This window comes from Streptococcaceae bacterium ESL0687 (assembly GCA_029392475.1).
In the GTDB taxonomy this organism is placed as follows: Bacteria; Bacillota; Bacilli; order Lactobacillales; family Streptococcaceae; genus Floricoccus.
Map to the genome: position 1 here is coordinate 964,504 of CP113940.1, position 15,085 is coordinate 979,588.

A 15,085-nucleotide genomic window follows, 5' to 3' on the forward strand; every position below is an offset into this window, starting at 1 on the left:
AAGGGCTATAGCCCTATTTGATTGGATTCAGATGGATGATGTTTTCAAAGAAGCTTGTTAGTAAAAATTTTGAAAGAATCGGAGTATCAGTAATCATAAATTTTACTAGTCCGCTTGAAGATAGCTTATCCTGGATGCTGTTAATGGGCACCATGGCAAGGATTGTTAGCCCTGTTTCTAGAATAAAGTAAGTAGTTAAGAGGGCTAGGATACCTGAGATAAGAGATCCGATCTTTCCAAGGGGCTGTGAATTTGACAAAAAGCCAAAGAAGATGCCAACCAACCTAGCTGCAAGATAACCTGCAACTAAGATTAGTAAAAAGGCAATACCTGCATAATAGGTCTTATCGAGTTGGAAGATTATATCTTGCTTGAAAATTTTAAGCTGACTAGTCACACCCGCATTGGCAAAAGGTACCCACATAGAAATTTTTGCGGCTAGAGTCTGGTAATTTGATAGGGCAAAGGCTCCTGCTAAAATTATACCCAAGCTATAGAATAATTGGAGGTAAAGCCCCCTTGAATATCCCACATAAAAGGCCCAGGCTAAAAGTATCATAATTATAATTGAAATCATAGTATACTCATTTCATATAGTTTAAGTGGCTAGCACTTTTAGTACATTATAACCCAAAATTTGCTTTTTTTAAACTTTTGTTCATTTTTGTGGTAAAATTAGCCCATGAATATAGTTATCAAATCAAATCCTCAGGAATTAAAAGCTATCAGAGATAAATATGAAAAATTTTTAGTCCCTCCCAAAAACCCCTATGTTAGTTTTATGGCTAAACTGCCAGGCCTAGTCGTTACAGCCTATACTTCTAACAAGGTCATGTTCCAAGGCAATTTAGCTCAAGATGCAGCTAAAGCCTTTGGACATCAAAATGAAAGTCAGATTGAGACCAGTAGTCAAATTACAGGCCAAGCTAATATGCAATCTAATATGATTGGTACTGACGAAGTTGGTAACGGGAGCTACTTTGGAGGTTTGGCTGTTGTAGCAAGCTATGTGGCTGATGAAGATATAGCTTACTTGAAAGAACTAGGTGTTGATGACTCTAAAAATCTAAGGGATGAGCAGATTTTAAAGCTGGCACCAATACTTGAAAAAAAAATCAAGCATACTTCCATTTTACTTAGTCCTAGCAAGTACAACGAAGCCATCAGTGCAGGCTATAATGCTGTTAGTATTAAGGTATCCCTACACAACCAGGCCATCTTTCTTCTAGAAAAAAAATTAAGTAGGGAGTTTCCCATCAAACAAGTTGTGGTAGATGCCTTTACCACTCCTTCCAACTACCAAAAATATGCTAGAAAGGAAAGAAATCATCCTCAGATCGTTCCGACCCTTATTCAAAAGGCTGAAGGTCAGTTTTTAGCAGTTGCCGCAAGTTCCATTATTGCAAGAAGCCTCTTTTTGAAAAACCTTGACCACTTGTCTAAGGAGTTTTCAATAAAGCTTCCAAGTGGGGCTGGCAGTAAAAGTGACCAGGTGGCTGCACAAATTCTTACAAGAAGGGGAATGACAGCCCTCGAAAAAACTGCTAAAATGCATTTTAAAAATACGGAGAAGGCTAAAAAAATTGCTGGCCTCAAACAATAATAAAGGAGTACAATTATGAAATTCATACGAGAATGGGGACTTGTAATCTTCATAGGACTTGTCATGTTACTATCAAGAATCTACCTGTGGGCACCGGTAAGTGTATCAGGTCACTCGATGGACCCAACCCTTGCTAATAAACAGTATCTAATCATGTTTCGTTCTAAGGACTTTAAACGCTCAGATATCGTAGTAGCCAAGGAAACAGATAACGGAGAAAGTAAGGATATCATCAAACGTGTCATTGGACTTCCTGGTGATAAAATTGTCTTTAAAGATGATGTTTTGACCATCAACGGGGAAGTTTTTAAGGAAAGCTACCTTGATGACTATCTAGCTGAATTTAAGAAGGATAAACTTCAATCAACCTACTCCTATGACAGTTTCTTCCAGGAAAGGGCTGCAAGTTCTAAGGCTTTCACGGTTGACTCTGAAGGAAATCCCGACTTTGAAATTGATTTAGGAGATGATCAGTACCTTCTTCTAGGGGACAATCGGATTGTCTCAAAAGATAGTCGCCAGGTTGGAACCTTTAGCAAGGAAGAAATCCTAGGTAAGGCTAAGTTCAGACTTTTCCCCCTAAAATCAATCGGATCAATTTAATAAAAAAGAAAAACTCTAATAAATATTAGAGTTTTTTCTTTATATTTTAAGGAATTTCCTCATTGAGATGACTGAACCAAGAGATCCGATAACGGCTCCTATAGCCACCATAAGAATTATAATCTGCGGGATGAAGGCGTCAGCTTTAAGCATGCTTAATCCTTGAGAGATTAGAGATGGTGTAAAGCTCTTATAAACAATCCTATATAGGTAGTGGATAAGAACACTTGGAAGAATAGCTCCAAGCATACCAACCCAAGCTCCCTCAAGGAAGAATGGCCAACGGATGTAACCTTTTTTGGCCCCAACCAAACTCATGATTTGGATTTCTCGGCTCCTTGACATAATTGTAATTCTGATTGTGTTTGAGATCAGGAAGACTGCAACAAATAAGAGTAGGGCTGCTCCTCCAAATCCCCAAGTTCTGATTGTACTTGCTATTTTAAAGATTCGGTCAGTGTTGATTCCACCATATTCGGTTTTTTCAACACCCTCAATACCCTTAATGGTAGCAGCTAATTCCTTAACATTTTCAGGCTTATCAGCTTCTACGATGTAGACATCATAAAGAGGGTTTGCATCCCCTTGGAATAATTTCCAGGTATCCCCTAGAGTATCAGTCAGCTTATTTAACTGGTCTTCCTTGCTTGAAAATGTTATCCCATCAACATGCTCAAGGGCAGAAATCTGATCATAAATTTGGTGGTAGTTGGCATTTTCAACCATCTTTGTCTTGTCCTGCGGGTCAACATATTCCTTGTCATTGTCATGGCGATCAAGCTTAAGGTAAGTCATAACACGGACATTGTTTTCAATGTCTGTCGCAAGTTTTGCCGTATTCATAATTACAGATAAGAAGATTCCAAGAAGGGTTAAAGTTATCGTAACTGAGCTGACAGCTGCAATAGTCATCCACCCATTACGACGAAGGTTTTTTAAGGAATCAAGAAGATGCCTAAAAAAGTTTCTAATCATCATAACCATATTCTCCTTCCTGTTGGTCTCTTACAATACGCCCATTTTCAATGGCAATAACCCTGTGTCTAAGCGTATTTACAATCTGGCTATTGTGAGTTGCCATAAGGATTGTTGTCCCTTGAAGGTTAATTTTTTCTAAAAGATTCATTATCCCCCATGAATTTTCTGGGTCAAGGTTTCCTGTAGGTTCATCAGCGATTAAGACCTTAGGTGAATTGGCAATAGATCTAGCGATGGCAACACGTTGTTGTTCCCCACCAGATAACTCGTTAGGAAAAGATCTAACCTTATGTTTTAGACCAACTAAATCTAAAACTTCCATAACGCGCTTTTTAATTTCCCTAGGAGGACGTCCCACTACTTGCATAGCATAGGCTACATTCTCATAAACATTCTTCTTAGGTAGAAGTTTGTAGTCCTGAAAGACCACCCCAACTGACCTGCGAAGCATAGGAACATCACGTCCCTTAATTTTAGCCAGGCTAAAACCAGCAACTCTGGCGTCCCCTGCATCAATCCCAATCTCCCTATAAAGTAGTCTGATGAAGGTTGATTTTCCGGCTCCAGAAGGTCCAACAATATAGGCAAATTCCCCTGCTTCAACATTCAAGGAAACATTTCTAAGGGCTGTCGTTCCATTGCTGTATTTTTTTGTAACATTTTTTAATTCAATTATACTCATAAATGTGCTCTGTGTGGACAGATACTCCTTTCATTTTAGATTATATCATTTAAATGACTAGTAATTATTATTGTCTTTTACAAATAATTACAGTTTGATGATATTAATTTACTTTTCCGTGATAATTTTTGTAATAAATGGTAGGCACTTACATGCTCCATTTGAGGTAGGCATCAATAAAACCATCAATATCTCCGTCCATTACTGCTTGAATGGCACCTGTTTCATAGTTGGTTCTGTGATCTTTGACCATGTTATATGGGTGGAAAACATAAGAGCGAATTTGGCTTCCCCAGGCGATTTCTTTTTGGTCACCCTTTAGCTCGTCAACCTCAGCTTGTTTCTTCTGCATTTCAAGGGCATAAAGCTTAGATTTAAGCATTCCCATAGCTTCTTCCCTATTTTTTAGCTGGCTTCTTTGAGTCTGGCTGGCTACAACAACTCCTGTTGGAATATGAGTGATTCGGACAGCAGATTCGGTCTTATTGATGTGCTGACCACCGGCACCACTAGCCCTATAAGTATCAATTCTTAGGTCGTCTGAGTTAATTTCAACGTCAACTGTCCCGTCAAGTTCAGGCAAGACCTCAACTGAACAAAATGATGTATGACGGCGTTTGGCAGAATCAAATGGCGAAATACGTACCAGACGGTGAACTCCCATCTCACTTCTTAGGAAACCATAAGCATTGTGGCCTGAGAATTTAAAGGTAACACTCTTAATTCCTGCCTCATCTCCTGCCTGGTAGTCAAGGATTTCTACCTTGAAGTCATGGGCATTACCCCAGCGCTCATACATTCGCATAAGCATGCTGCCCCAGTCTTGGGACTCAGTTCCCCCAGCCCCCGGATGAATTTCTAAAATGGCATTCATGTGGTCATATGGCTGGTTTAAAAGCATTTCAAGTTCGTAGGTTTGCATGCGGGCATTAAGCGTTTTAAGACCCTCTTCAAGCTCCTCTTTCATCATGTCATCTGCTTCTTCTGCAAGCATTTCAAGCATGACACAAAGTTCATCAAAAAGGTCTTGAATACTCATAAAATCATCATATTTGGCCTTAAGGGCATTACTTTCATTAATGACCTTTTGGGCTGCTACATTATCATCCCAAAAACCAGGGACTGCCATATCATTTTCAAACATGGCAATCTCTTCTTCCAACCTCTCTAGGTCAAGATTTGCACGAAAACTATCAATCTTCGTCTGGTTGTCATCCAGTTGTTTTTTTATTTCAAATAATTCCATCTTTTAGTGTTTACTCCTTAGATTATCTATCTAACTATACCATAATTCAAGGAGTTTTTCACGTTCGCTCTCGCTGACCTCATTGGTCAACTTTCTTTTAGAAACAAGGTTTACCATCTCCTGACTGGGCTCTTTGACAAGCTTACCCAGGCTCCAAAAGGCTGAAGCGACAAAAATTTCATTTTGGCTTTTTTCAATTATTTCTAAAAGTTTGGGAATGCTTGATTTGTCTCTTGCATTAGCTAGAGCATAGATGGCATTTCTCTGTAGAACATTCCTACCTCGCCAGCTACCGGCGAGTTCACCAAACTTTTCCTTAAATTCCTTGTTGGTTAAATCTAAAAATGGTAAAAGTTCTGGCTGAACAAGCTCCGGGTTTCCCTCCATCTGAGGATGGAAATGTGAGTCAATCCCCTTATTATAAGGACAGACCATCTGGCAGATATCACAGCCGTAGATGACTGTCTTCATCTTCTCCCGGTACTCTTCTGCTAAAATCCCCTTATTTTGAGTTTGAAAGGATAGGCACCTTTGGGCATTCATCCGTCCGTCACCTAAAAGAGCCTTGGTCGGACAAAAATCAAGACACCTGGTGCAATCCCCGCAGCCATAATCTACTGGACTGTCTGGAGCTATTTCAAGGTCAGTTATAATTTCACCCAAATAAACATAGCTGCCATATTCCCGGGTTACCAAAAGCCCATTTTTTCCAATAAAACCAAGGCCTGCCCTAGCAGCTACAGCAACGTCTATCAAAGGGCCTGTATCCACAAAGGCCTTATAGTCCAAACCACTTATTAAATCCTCAATTCCAGCTATCAACTGACCCAACTTCTCCTGCATGATATTGTGGTAGTCAATGCCCCAGCTGGCCCGAGCAAAAGAACCTCTTCGATAGTCAGTTTTTTCAGGTTTTTCCAGTAACTTATTGGGATAAGCTAGGGCCACTGAAATAATGGTCTTGGCTTTATTCAAGGTCAGATTAGGATTTAGCCTCTCATCTAAATTTTTATGCTCAAAACCAGAGGTATGCCCCTTTTCCTTTTGTTCTTCAAGGCCTGGCCTCATATATTCGAAATCATCAGCACTTGTAAAACCAATCTTTTGGATATTTAGCCCCTCTGCTAATTTTATTATTTCTGTTTTTAAATCCATTTCATTACCATCCACTTTAATTTCTTAAGTCCATTATACCCTATTGTCCTGGTAAGTTATTTGACAATTTGATACAGACAATTTCACAACACTATGGTATAATATAAAGCGAGATCTTTGAATTCTAGAAAGTTGGTATTACTATGAAAGCTCTACGTGAGGGCGACTTTATTACGATTCAAAGCTATAAACATGACGGAAGCTTGCATCGTACCTGGCGTGATACGATGGTGCTAAAAACAAATGAAAATTCTATAATCGGAGTTAACGATCATACCCTTGTTACTGAAGCAGACGAAAGACGGTGGGTTACCCGTGAACCTGCTATTGTTTACTTTCATAAGAAATACTGGTTTAACATCATTGCCATGATTCGTGACAATGGTGTTTCCTACTACTGCAACCTTGCTAGTCCATATACTCTGGATGATGAAGCCCTAAAGTATATTGACTACGATTTGGATGTAAAGGTATTTCCAGATGGTGAAAAGCGTCTACTTGATGTTGAGGAATATGAACGCCACAAAAAACAAATGGGGTATTCCCCCCAAATTGACTACGTTCTTAAGGAGAATGTTAAAATTTTAGTTGATTGGATAAAAAATGAGCGTGGCCCCTTCTCTGAAGAATACATTAAAATTTGGTACGATCGTTACAACCAATTAAGGCAGTGATTCTGCCTTTTTCTTTTGGGCTCATACCCCAGGAATTTTTTTATTCCCTAAAAAGCCAACAAAAAAACTATCACCTAGTGATAGTTTTTTTATATCTTACATGATGGCAAGAATTCCGAAGTTAGCAATAAATAGTGCTACAACAATCCAAACAATTGGATGGATTTCAGAGAATTTACCACGGATAAATTTAACAAGGGTGAACATGATGAATCCTGCTGCAATCCCGTATGAGATGCTGTAGGCTAGACCCATGAAGACACTTGTAAAGAAGGCTGGAATTGCCTCATCAAGGTCTGTCCAGTCAATATCAGTAAAGCTTGATAGCATCATCATCCCAACAATAATTAAAACAGGTGCTGTTGCTTGAGTAGGTACAATAGCAAGGACTGGTGAGAAAAGACTTGAAACCATGAATAAGATGGCAACAACTACAGCAGTAAGACCTGTACGTCCACCTGCACCAATACCAGCTGCTGATTCCACGTAAGTAGTTGTATTTGAAGTACCAAATACAGCTCCAATTGAAGTTGCTACAGCATCAGAGATAAGAGCACGGTCCATCTTAGATGAAACTCCGCTTCCTTCTTCAAGGGCTTTTTCATCCTCTTCAGAGAAGATACCAGTTTTACGTCCTGTACCGATAAAGGTTCCAAGAGTATCAAAAGTATCAGATAGGCTGAAGGCAAGGATTGTCATAAAGACCTGAGGAATTTTTGAACTATCAGAGAAAAGTGATCCCATTCCTTCATGACCAAAGGCTGCACCAAAAGTAGTTCCAAGTTCTTTAAAGGCTACACCGATATTGTTTTCCTTAAGAAGAGTTGATAGATCAACCTTAACAACTCCAGTTAAAACAGCAAGAACTGTTGTCGCAAGAATTGAAAGAAGAACTCCACCTTTGATATTTTTTAAAACAAAGAACATAGTGATTGCAATACCAGCTAGAGCTAGAAGAACTGCTGGATCATTGAATTTTACAAGTTCAGGTACGATTCCACTATTTGAAATGATACTTGCTTTACCCTCGTCAGCTCCTTTACCAAGAACTGTATAAGTACCTGGGTCACTCAAGAACTGGAGAAGGCCTGCATTTTTAATCCCAACATAGGCAATGAAGATTCCGATACCCCCACCGATAGCATGTTGGAGGCTGATTGGAATAGCCTTCATGATAGCCTTACGAATGCGAGTTACTGTGATTACAATATTTACAATCCCACAAATGAAAACCATGGCTAGAGCTTGTTGCCAGCTATAACCTAAGGCTGAAACTACTGTAAAAGTAAAGAAGGCATTAAGTCCCATCCCTGGAGCCTGAGCATAAGGAAGGTTGGCATAAAGCCCCATGATTAAGGTCCCAATAACACTTGCAATAATTGTTGCTAAAAAGACTGCTTGGGTTGGCATTCCTGTTTGACCTAGGACACTAGGGTTAACAAAGAGGATATAACTCATGGCAAAGAAGGTTGTCATTCCGGCCATAATCTCAGTACCAACAGTGGTACCATTTTCTTTTAGTTTGAAAAATTTTTCTAACATACGTCTCCTTAAAAATAAACATTTATAAACTATAATAACCATTTTACGTTATTTTTTATAAATTTCAAGCAATTTCTTAAAATTAACCTATATTTTTTTGGCTATTGTTCACCTTTTACCCCTAGATATTTATAATTACTAATTAATATGTTATAATTACCGGTAAATTGATATAAACAGGAGTTAAAAATGAATAAAAAATTAATCGCCATCGACCTTGATGGAACCACCTTAAAATCTGATAATACAGTCAGTGATTATACCAAAGATGTTTTTAAAAGGGTTCAAGATGCAGGGCATTCAATTGTTATTGCTACCGGACGCCCTTACAGGATGGCAATTGATATTTATAAGGAACTTGAGCTTGATACGCCAATGATTAACTTTAACGGATCAATGACCATAAAACCTGGCCATAAAAATTGGGCCCATAAAAAAGAAAGCCAAATTGAAAGGGAAATTGTCCATAGCCTGCTTGAAAATCAAAAAAGTTTCCAACTTGACTTCCTTGCAACTGAGTACCGTAAGAAATTCTTTATTAATAACTTTGAGGCCGTGACGCCTGAACTTTTTGGAATTGAAAAATTTTACCCCCATCATAAATTAGAGGTAAGTAAGCTTACCAATAATCCTAATGCCCTACTTCTTCAAACAACAGCTGAAGATAAGGAAGAGGTAGCCCGTGAGATAAATGATTTTTATAAAAATCAAATTAGTGTGGCTGCCTGGGGTGGACCCAACTCCATCCTTGAAATTGTCCCTAAAAATATAAGCAAGGCCAGCGGACTTAAGCACCTACTTAATGTTTTAAATGTCGATAAAAATAATCTAATGGCCTTTGGCGATGAGCAAAATGATATCGAAATGTTTAAACTAGCAGGGGATAGCTACGCCATGAAGAATGCTAATCCAGTCCTTCTCGAATATGCTAAAAACCAAACTGAATGGACCAACAATGAGGACGGGGTGGCCCGGACCCTTGAAAAAATTCTTTTATAAAAAATAAAAAACCTAGGTATATGTCCTAGGTTTTTTATTTTTCGCTAACTTTAAGCTGTAAGCTCACGAGCCTTATCTTCAATGAATTTAACCACATCCTCAATCGACATTCCTGTCGTGTCTAAGTAAATAGCATCCTCTGCTTGAACAAGAGGAGAAGTTTTTCTAGTGCTATCCTTATGGTCACGTTCAGAAATTTCAATTTTTAGGCTTTCAAGATCTGACGGAATTCCCATCTCAAGGTTTTGTTTGTGACGGCGCTCAGCCCTTTCATCAACACTTGCTACCAAAAAGATTTTAAGTTCTGAATCAGGTAAAACGACGGTTCCAATGTCTCGACCATCCATGACAATACCACCGTGGCTGGCAATAAACCTTTGAGCTTCAACCAGATATTCACGAATTTCAGGCATGGCTGCAATTTTTGAAACAGAGGCTGTAACATCTTTTTGCCTCACAGCATCTGTTACATCAACTTCTCCCAAATAAACCAGTTGACGACCACTGCCATCATTGCCAAAACTAATTGGATTTTCCCGCAAGAGACCGATGATTTGATCTACATCTTCTGTCTCATTATTTAAGGCCAGATAGGTTGCGGCCCTATACATGGCCCCTGTGTCTAAATAAACCAAACCAAGATCTCGACCAATAATCTTTGCTACAGTACTTTTACCACTTGAAGCAGGGCCGTCTATAGCAATCTTTATATCTCTCATTATTACTCCTATTTAAGCTTAATTACTTGACCTGGGTAGGCAAACCAAGTGTCTACAGTCATTCCATTTGCAGCAGCGATTTGACTTGCTGGAACCCCTGTACGAGCTGCAATCTGATTAATACCTTCTCCAGCTACAACTTCTGTTGTATTACCAGTTGCTACCTCACTTGAGCTTGAAGTTGCCTCAGCTTCTGAACTTGAAACTTGAGGAGCTGAACTTTCAGCCTCTTGACTTGTAGGTGTGCTTGATGCTGCTGGTGTACTTTCTGCAGGAGCTTGGCTAGATTCTCCTGCTGCTTGTGATGTACTTGCTGGTGTGCTTGCTACCAGTTCACTTGAGTCACTAGTATAGAAGGAATTTGAAATTTTTGAGTTATCAGTCACCTGATTACTCCACAGTAAAGTAGCGATTATTACACCAATAATCATAAAAAGTCCAATTACTAAAAATGTCAGAAACCTAGTACTTGCTGTCTTTTTTGAGGCAGTCTTTCCCTCTCCTTGATTCCCATCATTTTGATATACTTTTTTGTTCCATGGTTCTTTGTTGTTAGCCATTGTGCCTCATCCTCTCTTTAATTTGACTTTTTACAATTTTACTATTACTATCTTTATATGAAAATTAAAATATTACCTGATAAGTGCATTGCCTGCGGTCTTTGCCATAGCTTCGCCCCTACAATCTTCGACTACCATGATAATGGAATCGTTAAGTTTTATAAGAACCAGTCAGATGAACTTGATAATCTTGAAGGACCTGAGGCCAATCAAGTTATTCAATCAATCAAAGAGTGCCCGACTCACGCAATCATTAGGCTTTAGGGCCTCTTTTTTTTGCAATTCTTGCCTCTTCATCTTCGTAGGCTGTGAAATAATCATCAGCATTTCCAATTAGATATGTTTCTCCCTTGAAGAAAGGATTGGAAACCAGAGCGTCAAGAAAATATTTTTTGGTCCATTTTTTCATATAAAAAACCCGGCCACTAGGCCAGCGACCACAATATATTTTTATGCGGTGCTTAGATACTGCAATCTTAGAAATGCTTGTGATTCTAATTCTCTTAGGTAAACCAGGAAAGCTTGAATAGATTAAAAGTTCATCTTTTCCTTCAACAATCTCAAAATACCTATGAATTCCTGCTATGATTAAAACTAAAAAGGCCAAGAAAAACAGCAGGGAAGGTTCGGCACTTGTTGTATCTTCATACAAAAGCGCCATACTCAAAAACACCGGTATAAAGGCAAAACTCCAATAGATAATTAAAAGACTTAATTCAGGCTGCCAGTGGTACCTTAATTTCCCAAAAATTTTTATCATTAATAAACAAAATCTCCTAAAACTTATAATTACGTTTATAATAACACAAAGTTAATCCTCCGGTTACTATAAACTTTAATTATTCAGCATTTAATCTTGCAATCTCAATAATTGTCGCAACTGCTTGCTCCATGGTTTCAAGACTAACAAATTCAAAACGCCCATGCATGTTCTCTCCACCAGCAAAAATATTTGGTGTAGGAATTCCCATGAAGGAGATTTTACTTCCGTCAGTTCCCCCGCGAACTGCTTCAATTAGTGGTTTGATTTCAAGATTTTCCATGGCCTTTTGGGCAAGGTCAATAATTGACATATCTTGTTCAATAATTTCTGCCATATTGTAGTACTGGTCATTTATTTCAACAGAAACACGAGGTGTATCATAGGCTTCATTCATCTTCTCAGCCAGATTAACCATCTCCTGCTTCATGCTTTCAAAAATCTTGCGGTCATGATCACGGATGATGTAAACGCTAGTTGCTTCCTCAGGAGCACCAGACATATCTGCCAGGTGGAAGAAGCCTTCACGACCTTCAGTTAATTCAGGACGAGCACCTTCTGGTAGGGCATTATGGAAATCAATGGCAAGCTGAAGGGCATTGACCATTTGATTTTTGGCAGTTCCTGGGTGGACATTTTTACCCTGGAAGTGAACCTTAGCTCCTGCAGCATTAAAGGTTTCATATTGGAGTTCACCAAGGGGTCCTCCGTCAATAGTATAGGCAAAATCAACATCAAAATCTTCAACGTCGAATTTGTTAGCCCCAATCCCAATCTCTTCGTCAGGACCAAAACCAACACGAATTTCCCCGTGTTTTACCTCAGGATGCTTAACCAGGTAGTCAATTGCTGTCATAATTTCAGCAATCCCACTCTTATCGTCAGCCCCTAAAAGAGTAGTTCCATCAGTTGTAATTAGAGTTTGACCCTCATAATTATTTAAGTTTGGAAAATCCTTTGGATCGAGCTTAAAGCCACTATCTCCAAGATCAATCACACTTAGATCATAGTTTTCAATAATCTGCGGATTAACGCCTTCTGCATTGAAATCAGCCGTATCCATGTGGGCAATAAAGCCAATTTTGCGACTTTCTTTATCTGTATTTGCCGGAAGAGTACCAATAACATAGCCATTATTTTCTAGGTAATGAACATTTTGCAGTCCAACCTCTTCCATCTCCCCAGCAAGTTTTTGGGCAAATGCAACCTGGCTCGCAGTACTTGGAGTTGTTTGGCTTGTTTCGTCTGAACGAGTATTAACTTTTACATAAGAGATAAAACGGTCTAATAACTTTTCATATTTCATATTTAGAAACTCCCTTTTTCTATATTTATTATTGGATTTGTGCCATCTAAAAGACACATTAATAACTTGTAATCTACCTACTTATTTTAGCAAAAAATTTCCGTAAATACCTGAAAGTTTTGTCAGATTTCAAACTTTATTACAGGTCCATAAACGGATTTGTCCGAGCCCTACTTTCAAAAATCTCAACTCCACTTGTAAGCTCCCTAAGTTTAGCCGCCACAAGAGGAATAAAGGCCTTCTCAATATAGTGTCCCGGATCAAGGGCTAAAAGTCCCTGGCTGAGCATGTCCTGACCAGTATGGTAGTAAATATCCCCTGTGATATAAAGGTCAGCCCCCTTTTTAAGGGCATCCTTATAAAAACTACCTCCACTACCTCCGCAGATGGCAACCCTTCTTATACTTGTTGACTGGTCTCCCGTATAAGAAACCAGGCGAATGGTCTCAAGGTCAAAGGCTTTTTTAGCTCTTTCAATGAAGGAAGCAAGGCTTTCTGCCTCAATGTCACCAATCCGGCCGATACCTTGATTTTCTGAAGTTTCAGTCAAATAAGTAGTATTTTTAATAGCTAGCTCTTGGCAGAAATAATCATTTAAACCACCATTAACAATATCAATGTTAGTATGGCTTACATAGACAGAAATTCCAGCCCTGACAAGATCTAAAATCATTTTTTCTTGAGGATTTTTAGCATTAAGACTGGCCAAGGGTCTAAAAATTATGGCATGTTTAGCTAAGATACAGTCAACCTTAAGATCAATGGCCTCCTGAACAGTCTCTTCCCTGATATCTAAGGTTACAAGAACCCTTTTAAGATTACCATCAAGACTTCCAACTTGAAGGCCACAGGCATCGTCTTTCATGGAAAGCTCCTGGGGACAGAAGCTCTCATAGGCCTTGAAAAAATCACTAGCTATCATCTTACAACCTCCTCAAGTTGCTTAATCTGCTCTTCAATTAGCTGGGCCTTGTCCTGGTCCTTGCTATTTTCCTTAAGGTTTTTTAAGATTTTTTGATTTTTATCAAGTTCTTTCAACCATTTTTTCTTAAAAATAGCCGATTTTTCCTGAAGCAGGAAGGGACCAAATTTGATTTCTTGAGGACTTAGACTAGAATTTCCGTGGACGGCTACAAGAACCTCATAGATTTTATCATTTTCTTCCAAGATTACCTCTTGTTCAATGGTAAAACCGTTAGCCACAAGCCAGGTCCTAAGATTATTCTCGCTATTATTTGGCTGGAGGACAAGTTTTGTAACTCCTGAAAGCTTTTCTTTACCGCCTTCAAGAATTTGAGCAATTAGGCTTCCGCCCATACCAGCAATACTTATGGCTGTAACCTGGTCCTCAGGCTCAAAGGCCGCAAGGCCATTGGCTAGTCTGACCTCAATTTGATTACTCAAACCTTCTTTTTTAACATTATTAAGGGCACTCTCATAAGGACCTTGCACAACTTCTCCTGCAAGAGCCTTCTGGATTTTACCTCTTTTAATTAGGTTAATCGGCAGATAAGCATGGTCGCTTCCCACATCCAAAAGGTGGGCATCTTGGGGGACAAAATCTCCCACTACTTGTAATCTATAAGATAATTTATCCTTGTTCATTTAATTCTTTCTTTCCGTAAGCACAATAAGGGTAAACAGGGCAATTTAAGCATTTGGGATTTCTTGCTGTACAGTGGTATCTCCCAAAGAAAATTAACCTGTGGTGGTCAACAACCCACTCATCTTCAGGTAAAAATTCCATTAGTTTTTTTTCAACCTCAAGAACACTAGCCGACTGCTTGATAATGGGCAGTCTTTTGGAAATCCGCTCTACATGGGTATCAACAGCAATACCAGGAACCCCAAAGGCATCTCCTAAAACAACATTTGCAGTCTTCCTTCCAACTCCAGGAAGGGTTTCAAGTTTCTTTTTATCAAGAGGAATTTCCCCGCCAAAGTCCTCAAGCAGCTTTTTAGAAGCCGCAACAATGTTCTTGGCCTTGGTTCTATAAAGACCAATTGTCTTAATCAAGGCTTCAACATCAGATATGTCAGCTGCTGCAAGCGACTGGACATCAGGGTATTTGGCAAACAGGCCTGGTGTTGCCTTGTTAACTCCTTTGTCTGTTGCCTGGGCTGAAAGGATGGTCGCAATCAGTAGTTGAAAGGGGGTAGCTGCTACAAGTTCCCCGTGGGCATCGGGATACATCTGGGCAATAATATCCATCACTTCACGAAATTTTCTCTTGCCTATTGGTCTAGCCATGGACTTT

The 15,085-nt window shown here is 39.2% G+C and carries 18 protein-coding genes; 5 read left to right on the forward strand and 13 right to left on the reverse strand.

Annotated elements, in window-relative coordinates:
* Positions 1-13 precede the first annotated feature (13 nt).
* Positions 14-577 carry a CvpA family protein gene (locus OZX60_04735; protein WEV44749.1) on the reverse strand — a complete coding sequence of 188 codons (564 nt, stop codon included), beginning with the start codon at positions 575-577 and terminating at the stop codon, positions 14-16.
* 105 nt (positions 578-682) lie between these two features.
* Here OZX60_04735 and rnhC point away from each other — a divergent pair, with 105 nt between their 5' ends.
* Both rnhC and lepB read left to right on the forward strand, forming a co-directional pair.
* On the forward strand, positions 683-1,603 hold the full coding sequence (gene rnhC, locus OZX60_04740) for a ribonuclease HIII (GenBank protein WEV44750.1): 921 nt from the start codon (positions 683-685) through the stop codon (positions 1,601-1,603).
* Positions 1,604-1,615: 12 nt separating this feature from the next.
* The gene (gene lepB, locus OZX60_04745; GenBank protein ID WEV45882.1) at positions 1,616-2,206 is read left to right on the forward strand and encodes a signal peptidase I; all 591 of its coding nucleotides are present in this window, start codon (positions 1,616-1,618) and stop codon (positions 2,204-2,206) included.
* A 39-nt stretch (positions 2,207-2,245) separates the two neighbouring features.
* Here lepB and ftsX read toward each other — a convergent pair whose 3' ends face one another.
* From ftsX to queG, 4 genes are all read right to left on the reverse strand, one after another.
* Positions 2,246-3,181: a permease-like cell division protein FtsX gene (ftsX, locus tag OZX60_04750; protein WEV45883.1), complete on the reverse strand. Its 936-nt coding sequence runs from the start codon at positions 3,179-3,181 to the stop codon at positions 2,246-2,248.
* Positions 3,174-3,866: a cell division ATP-binding protein FtsE gene (ftsE, locus tag OZX60_04755; protein ID WEV44751.1), complete on the reverse strand. Its 693-nt coding sequence runs from the start codon at positions 3,864-3,866 to the stop codon at positions 3,174-3,176. The genes ftsX and ftsE overlap by 8 nt, the downstream gene beginning before the upstream one ends.
* Before the next feature lie 148 nt (positions 3,867-4,014).
* Positions 4,015-5,112, reverse strand: coding sequence for a peptide chain release factor 2 (gene prfB, locus OZX60_04760; protein WEV44752.1), 1,098 nt, complete (start codon positions 5,110-5,112; stop codon positions 4,015-4,017).
* Positions 5,113-5,142: 30 nt separating this feature from the next.
* A complete protein-coding gene (gene queG, locus OZX60_04765; protein WEV44753.1) occupies positions 5,143-6,267 on the reverse strand; it encodes a tRNA epoxyqueuosine(34) reductase QueG in 1,125 nt (374 codons plus the stop codon).
* Between the two features lie 143 nt (positions 6,268-6,410).
* Between queG and OZX60_04770 the strand changes: the two genes are divergently transcribed.
* Positions 6,411-6,941 (forward strand): DUF402 domain-containing protein, encoded by a 531-nt coding sequence (locus tag OZX60_04770; protein WEV44754.1) that lies wholly within the window; start codon positions 6,411-6,413, stop codon positions 6,939-6,941.
* 96 nt (positions 6,942-7,037) lie between these two features.
* Here the strand turns inward: OZX60_04770 and OZX60_04775 are convergent, their stop codons facing one another.
* Positions 7,038-8,483: an NCS2 family permease gene (locus tag OZX60_04775; GenBank protein ID WEV44755.1), complete on the reverse strand. Its 1,446-nt coding sequence runs from the start codon at positions 8,481-8,483 to the stop codon at positions 7,038-7,040.
* Between the two features lie 189 nt (positions 8,484-8,672).
* Between OZX60_04775 and OZX60_04780 the strand changes: the two genes are divergently transcribed.
* Positions 8,673-9,482, forward strand: coding sequence for a Cof-type HAD-IIB family hydrolase (locus tag OZX60_04780; GenBank protein WEV44756.1), 810 nt, complete (start codon positions 8,673-8,675; stop codon positions 9,480-9,482).
* Between the two features lie 50 nt (positions 9,483-9,532).
* Here OZX60_04780 and cmk read toward each other — a convergent pair whose 3' ends face one another.
* A complete protein-coding gene (gene cmk / locus OZX60_04785; GenBank protein ID WEV44757.1) occupies positions 9,533-10,201 on the reverse strand; it encodes a (d)CMP kinase in 669 nt (222 codons plus the stop codon).
* Positions 10,202-10,209: 8 nt separating this feature from the next.
* A complete protein-coding gene (locus tag OZX60_04790) occupies positions 10,210-10,761 on the reverse strand; it encodes a LysM domain-containing protein (protein WEV44758.1) in 552 nt (183 codons plus the stop codon).
* Positions 10,762-10,818: 57 nt separating this feature from the next.
* Between OZX60_04790 and OZX60_04795 the strand changes: the two genes are divergently transcribed.
* Positions 10,819-11,025, forward strand: a complete 207-nt coding sequence (locus OZX60_04795; protein WEV44759.1) for a ferredoxin — start codon at positions 10,819-10,821, stop codon at positions 11,023-11,025.
* Here OZX60_04795 and OZX60_04800 read toward each other — a convergent pair.
* The 5 genes from OZX60_04800 to nth all read right to left on the reverse strand — a co-directional run bounded on the left by OZX60_04800 (position 11,015) and on the right by nth (position 15,078).
* Positions 11,015-11,521 (reverse strand): EbsA protein, encoded by a 507-nt coding sequence (locus OZX60_04800; protein WEV44760.1) that lies wholly within the window; start codon positions 11,519-11,521, stop codon positions 11,015-11,017. The two genes, OZX60_04795 and OZX60_04800, sit on opposite strands and share 11 nt — an antisense overlap.
* Positions 11,522-11,600: 79 nt before the next feature.
* Positions 11,601-12,827 (reverse strand): peptidase T, encoded by a 1,227-nt coding sequence (gene pepT, locus OZX60_04805; GenBank protein ID WEV44761.1) that lies wholly within the window; start codon positions 12,825-12,827, stop codon positions 11,601-11,603.
* A gap of 139 nt (positions 12,828-12,966) precedes the next feature.
* Positions 12,967-13,749: a Nif3-like dinuclear metal center hexameric protein gene (locus OZX60_04810; protein ID WEV44762.1), complete on the reverse strand. Its 783-nt coding sequence runs from the start codon at positions 13,747-13,749 to the stop codon at positions 12,967-12,969.
* On the reverse strand, positions 13,746-14,432 hold the full coding sequence (locus OZX60_04815; protein ID WEV44763.1) for a tRNA (adenine(22)-N(1))-methyltransferase TrmK: 687 nt from the start codon (positions 14,430-14,432) through the stop codon (positions 13,746-13,748). Before OZX60_04815 ends, OZX60_04810 begins: the two co-directional genes overlap by 4 nt.
* Complete coding sequence (nth, locus tag OZX60_04820) at positions 14,419-15,078, reverse strand: endonuclease III (protein WEV44764.1); 660 nt, start codon at positions 15,076-15,078, stop codon at positions 14,419-14,421. Before nth ends, OZX60_04815 begins: the two co-directional genes overlap by 14 nt.
* Between the last annotated feature and the right edge of the window lie 7 nt (positions 15,079-15,085).

Bases quoted from the DNA above. Each gene is read 5' to 3' on its own strand.
- OZX60_04795 (WEV44759.1), top strand. From the start codon at position 10,819: ATGAAAATTAAAATATTACCTGATAAGTGCATTGCCTGCGGTCTTTGC.
- pepT (WEV44761.1), bottom strand. From the start codon at position 12,827: ATGAAATATGAAAAGTTATTAGACCGTTTTATCTCTTATGTAAAAGTT.
- OZX60_04815 (WEV44763.1), bottom strand. From the start codon at position 14,432: ATGAACAAGGATAAATTATCTTATAGATTACAAGTAGTGGGAGATTTT.
- ftsE (WEV44751.1), bottom strand. From the start codon at position 3,866: ATGAGTATAATTGAATTAAAAAATGTTACAAAAAAATACAGCAATGGA.
- OZX60_04735 (WEV44749.1), bottom strand. From the start codon at position 577: ATGATTTCAATTATAATTATGATACTTTTAGCCTGGGCCTTTTATGTG.
- prfB (WEV44752.1), bottom strand. From the start codon at position 5,112: ATGGAATTATTTGAAATAAAAAAACAACTGGATGACAACCAGACGAAG.
- OZX60_04800 (WEV44760.1), bottom strand. From the start codon at position 11,521: ATGATAAAAATTTTTGGGAAATTAAGGTACCACTGGCAGCCTGAATTA.
- ftsX (WEV45883.1), bottom strand. From the start codon at position 3,181: ATGATTAGAAACTTTTTTAGGCATCTTCTTGATTCCTTAAAAAACCTT.
- cmk (WEV44757.1), bottom strand. From the start codon at position 10,201: ATGAGAGATATAAAGATTGCTATAGACGGCCCTGCTTCAAGTGGTAAA.
- queG (WEV44753.1), bottom strand. From the start codon at position 6,267: ATGGATTTAAAAACAGAAATAATAAAATTAGCAGAGGGGCTAAATATC.
- OZX60_04790 (WEV44758.1), bottom strand. From the start codon at position 10,761: ATGGCTAACAACAAAGAACCATGGAACAAAAAAGTATATCAAAATGAT.
- OZX60_04770 (WEV44754.1), top strand. From the start codon at position 6,411: ATGAAAGCTCTACGTGAGGGCGACTTTATTACGATTCAAAGCTATAAA.
- OZX60_04780 (WEV44756.1), top strand. From the start codon at position 8,673: ATGAATAAAAAATTAATCGCCATCGACCTTGATGGAACCACCTTAAAA.
- nth (WEV44764.1), bottom strand. From the start codon at position 15,078: ATGGCTAGACCAATAGGCAAGAGAAAATTTCGTGAAGTGATGGATATT.
- OZX60_04810 (WEV44762.1), bottom strand. From the start codon at position 13,749: ATGATAGCTAGTGATTTTTTCAAGGCCTATGAGAGCTTCTGTCCCCAG.
- OZX60_04775 (WEV44755.1), bottom strand. From the start codon at position 8,483: ATGTTAGAAAAATTTTTCAAACTAAAAGAAAATGGTACCACTGTTGGT.
- rnhC (WEV44750.1), top strand. From the start codon at position 683: ATGAATATAGTTATCAAATCAAATCCTCAGGAATTAAAAGCTATCAGA.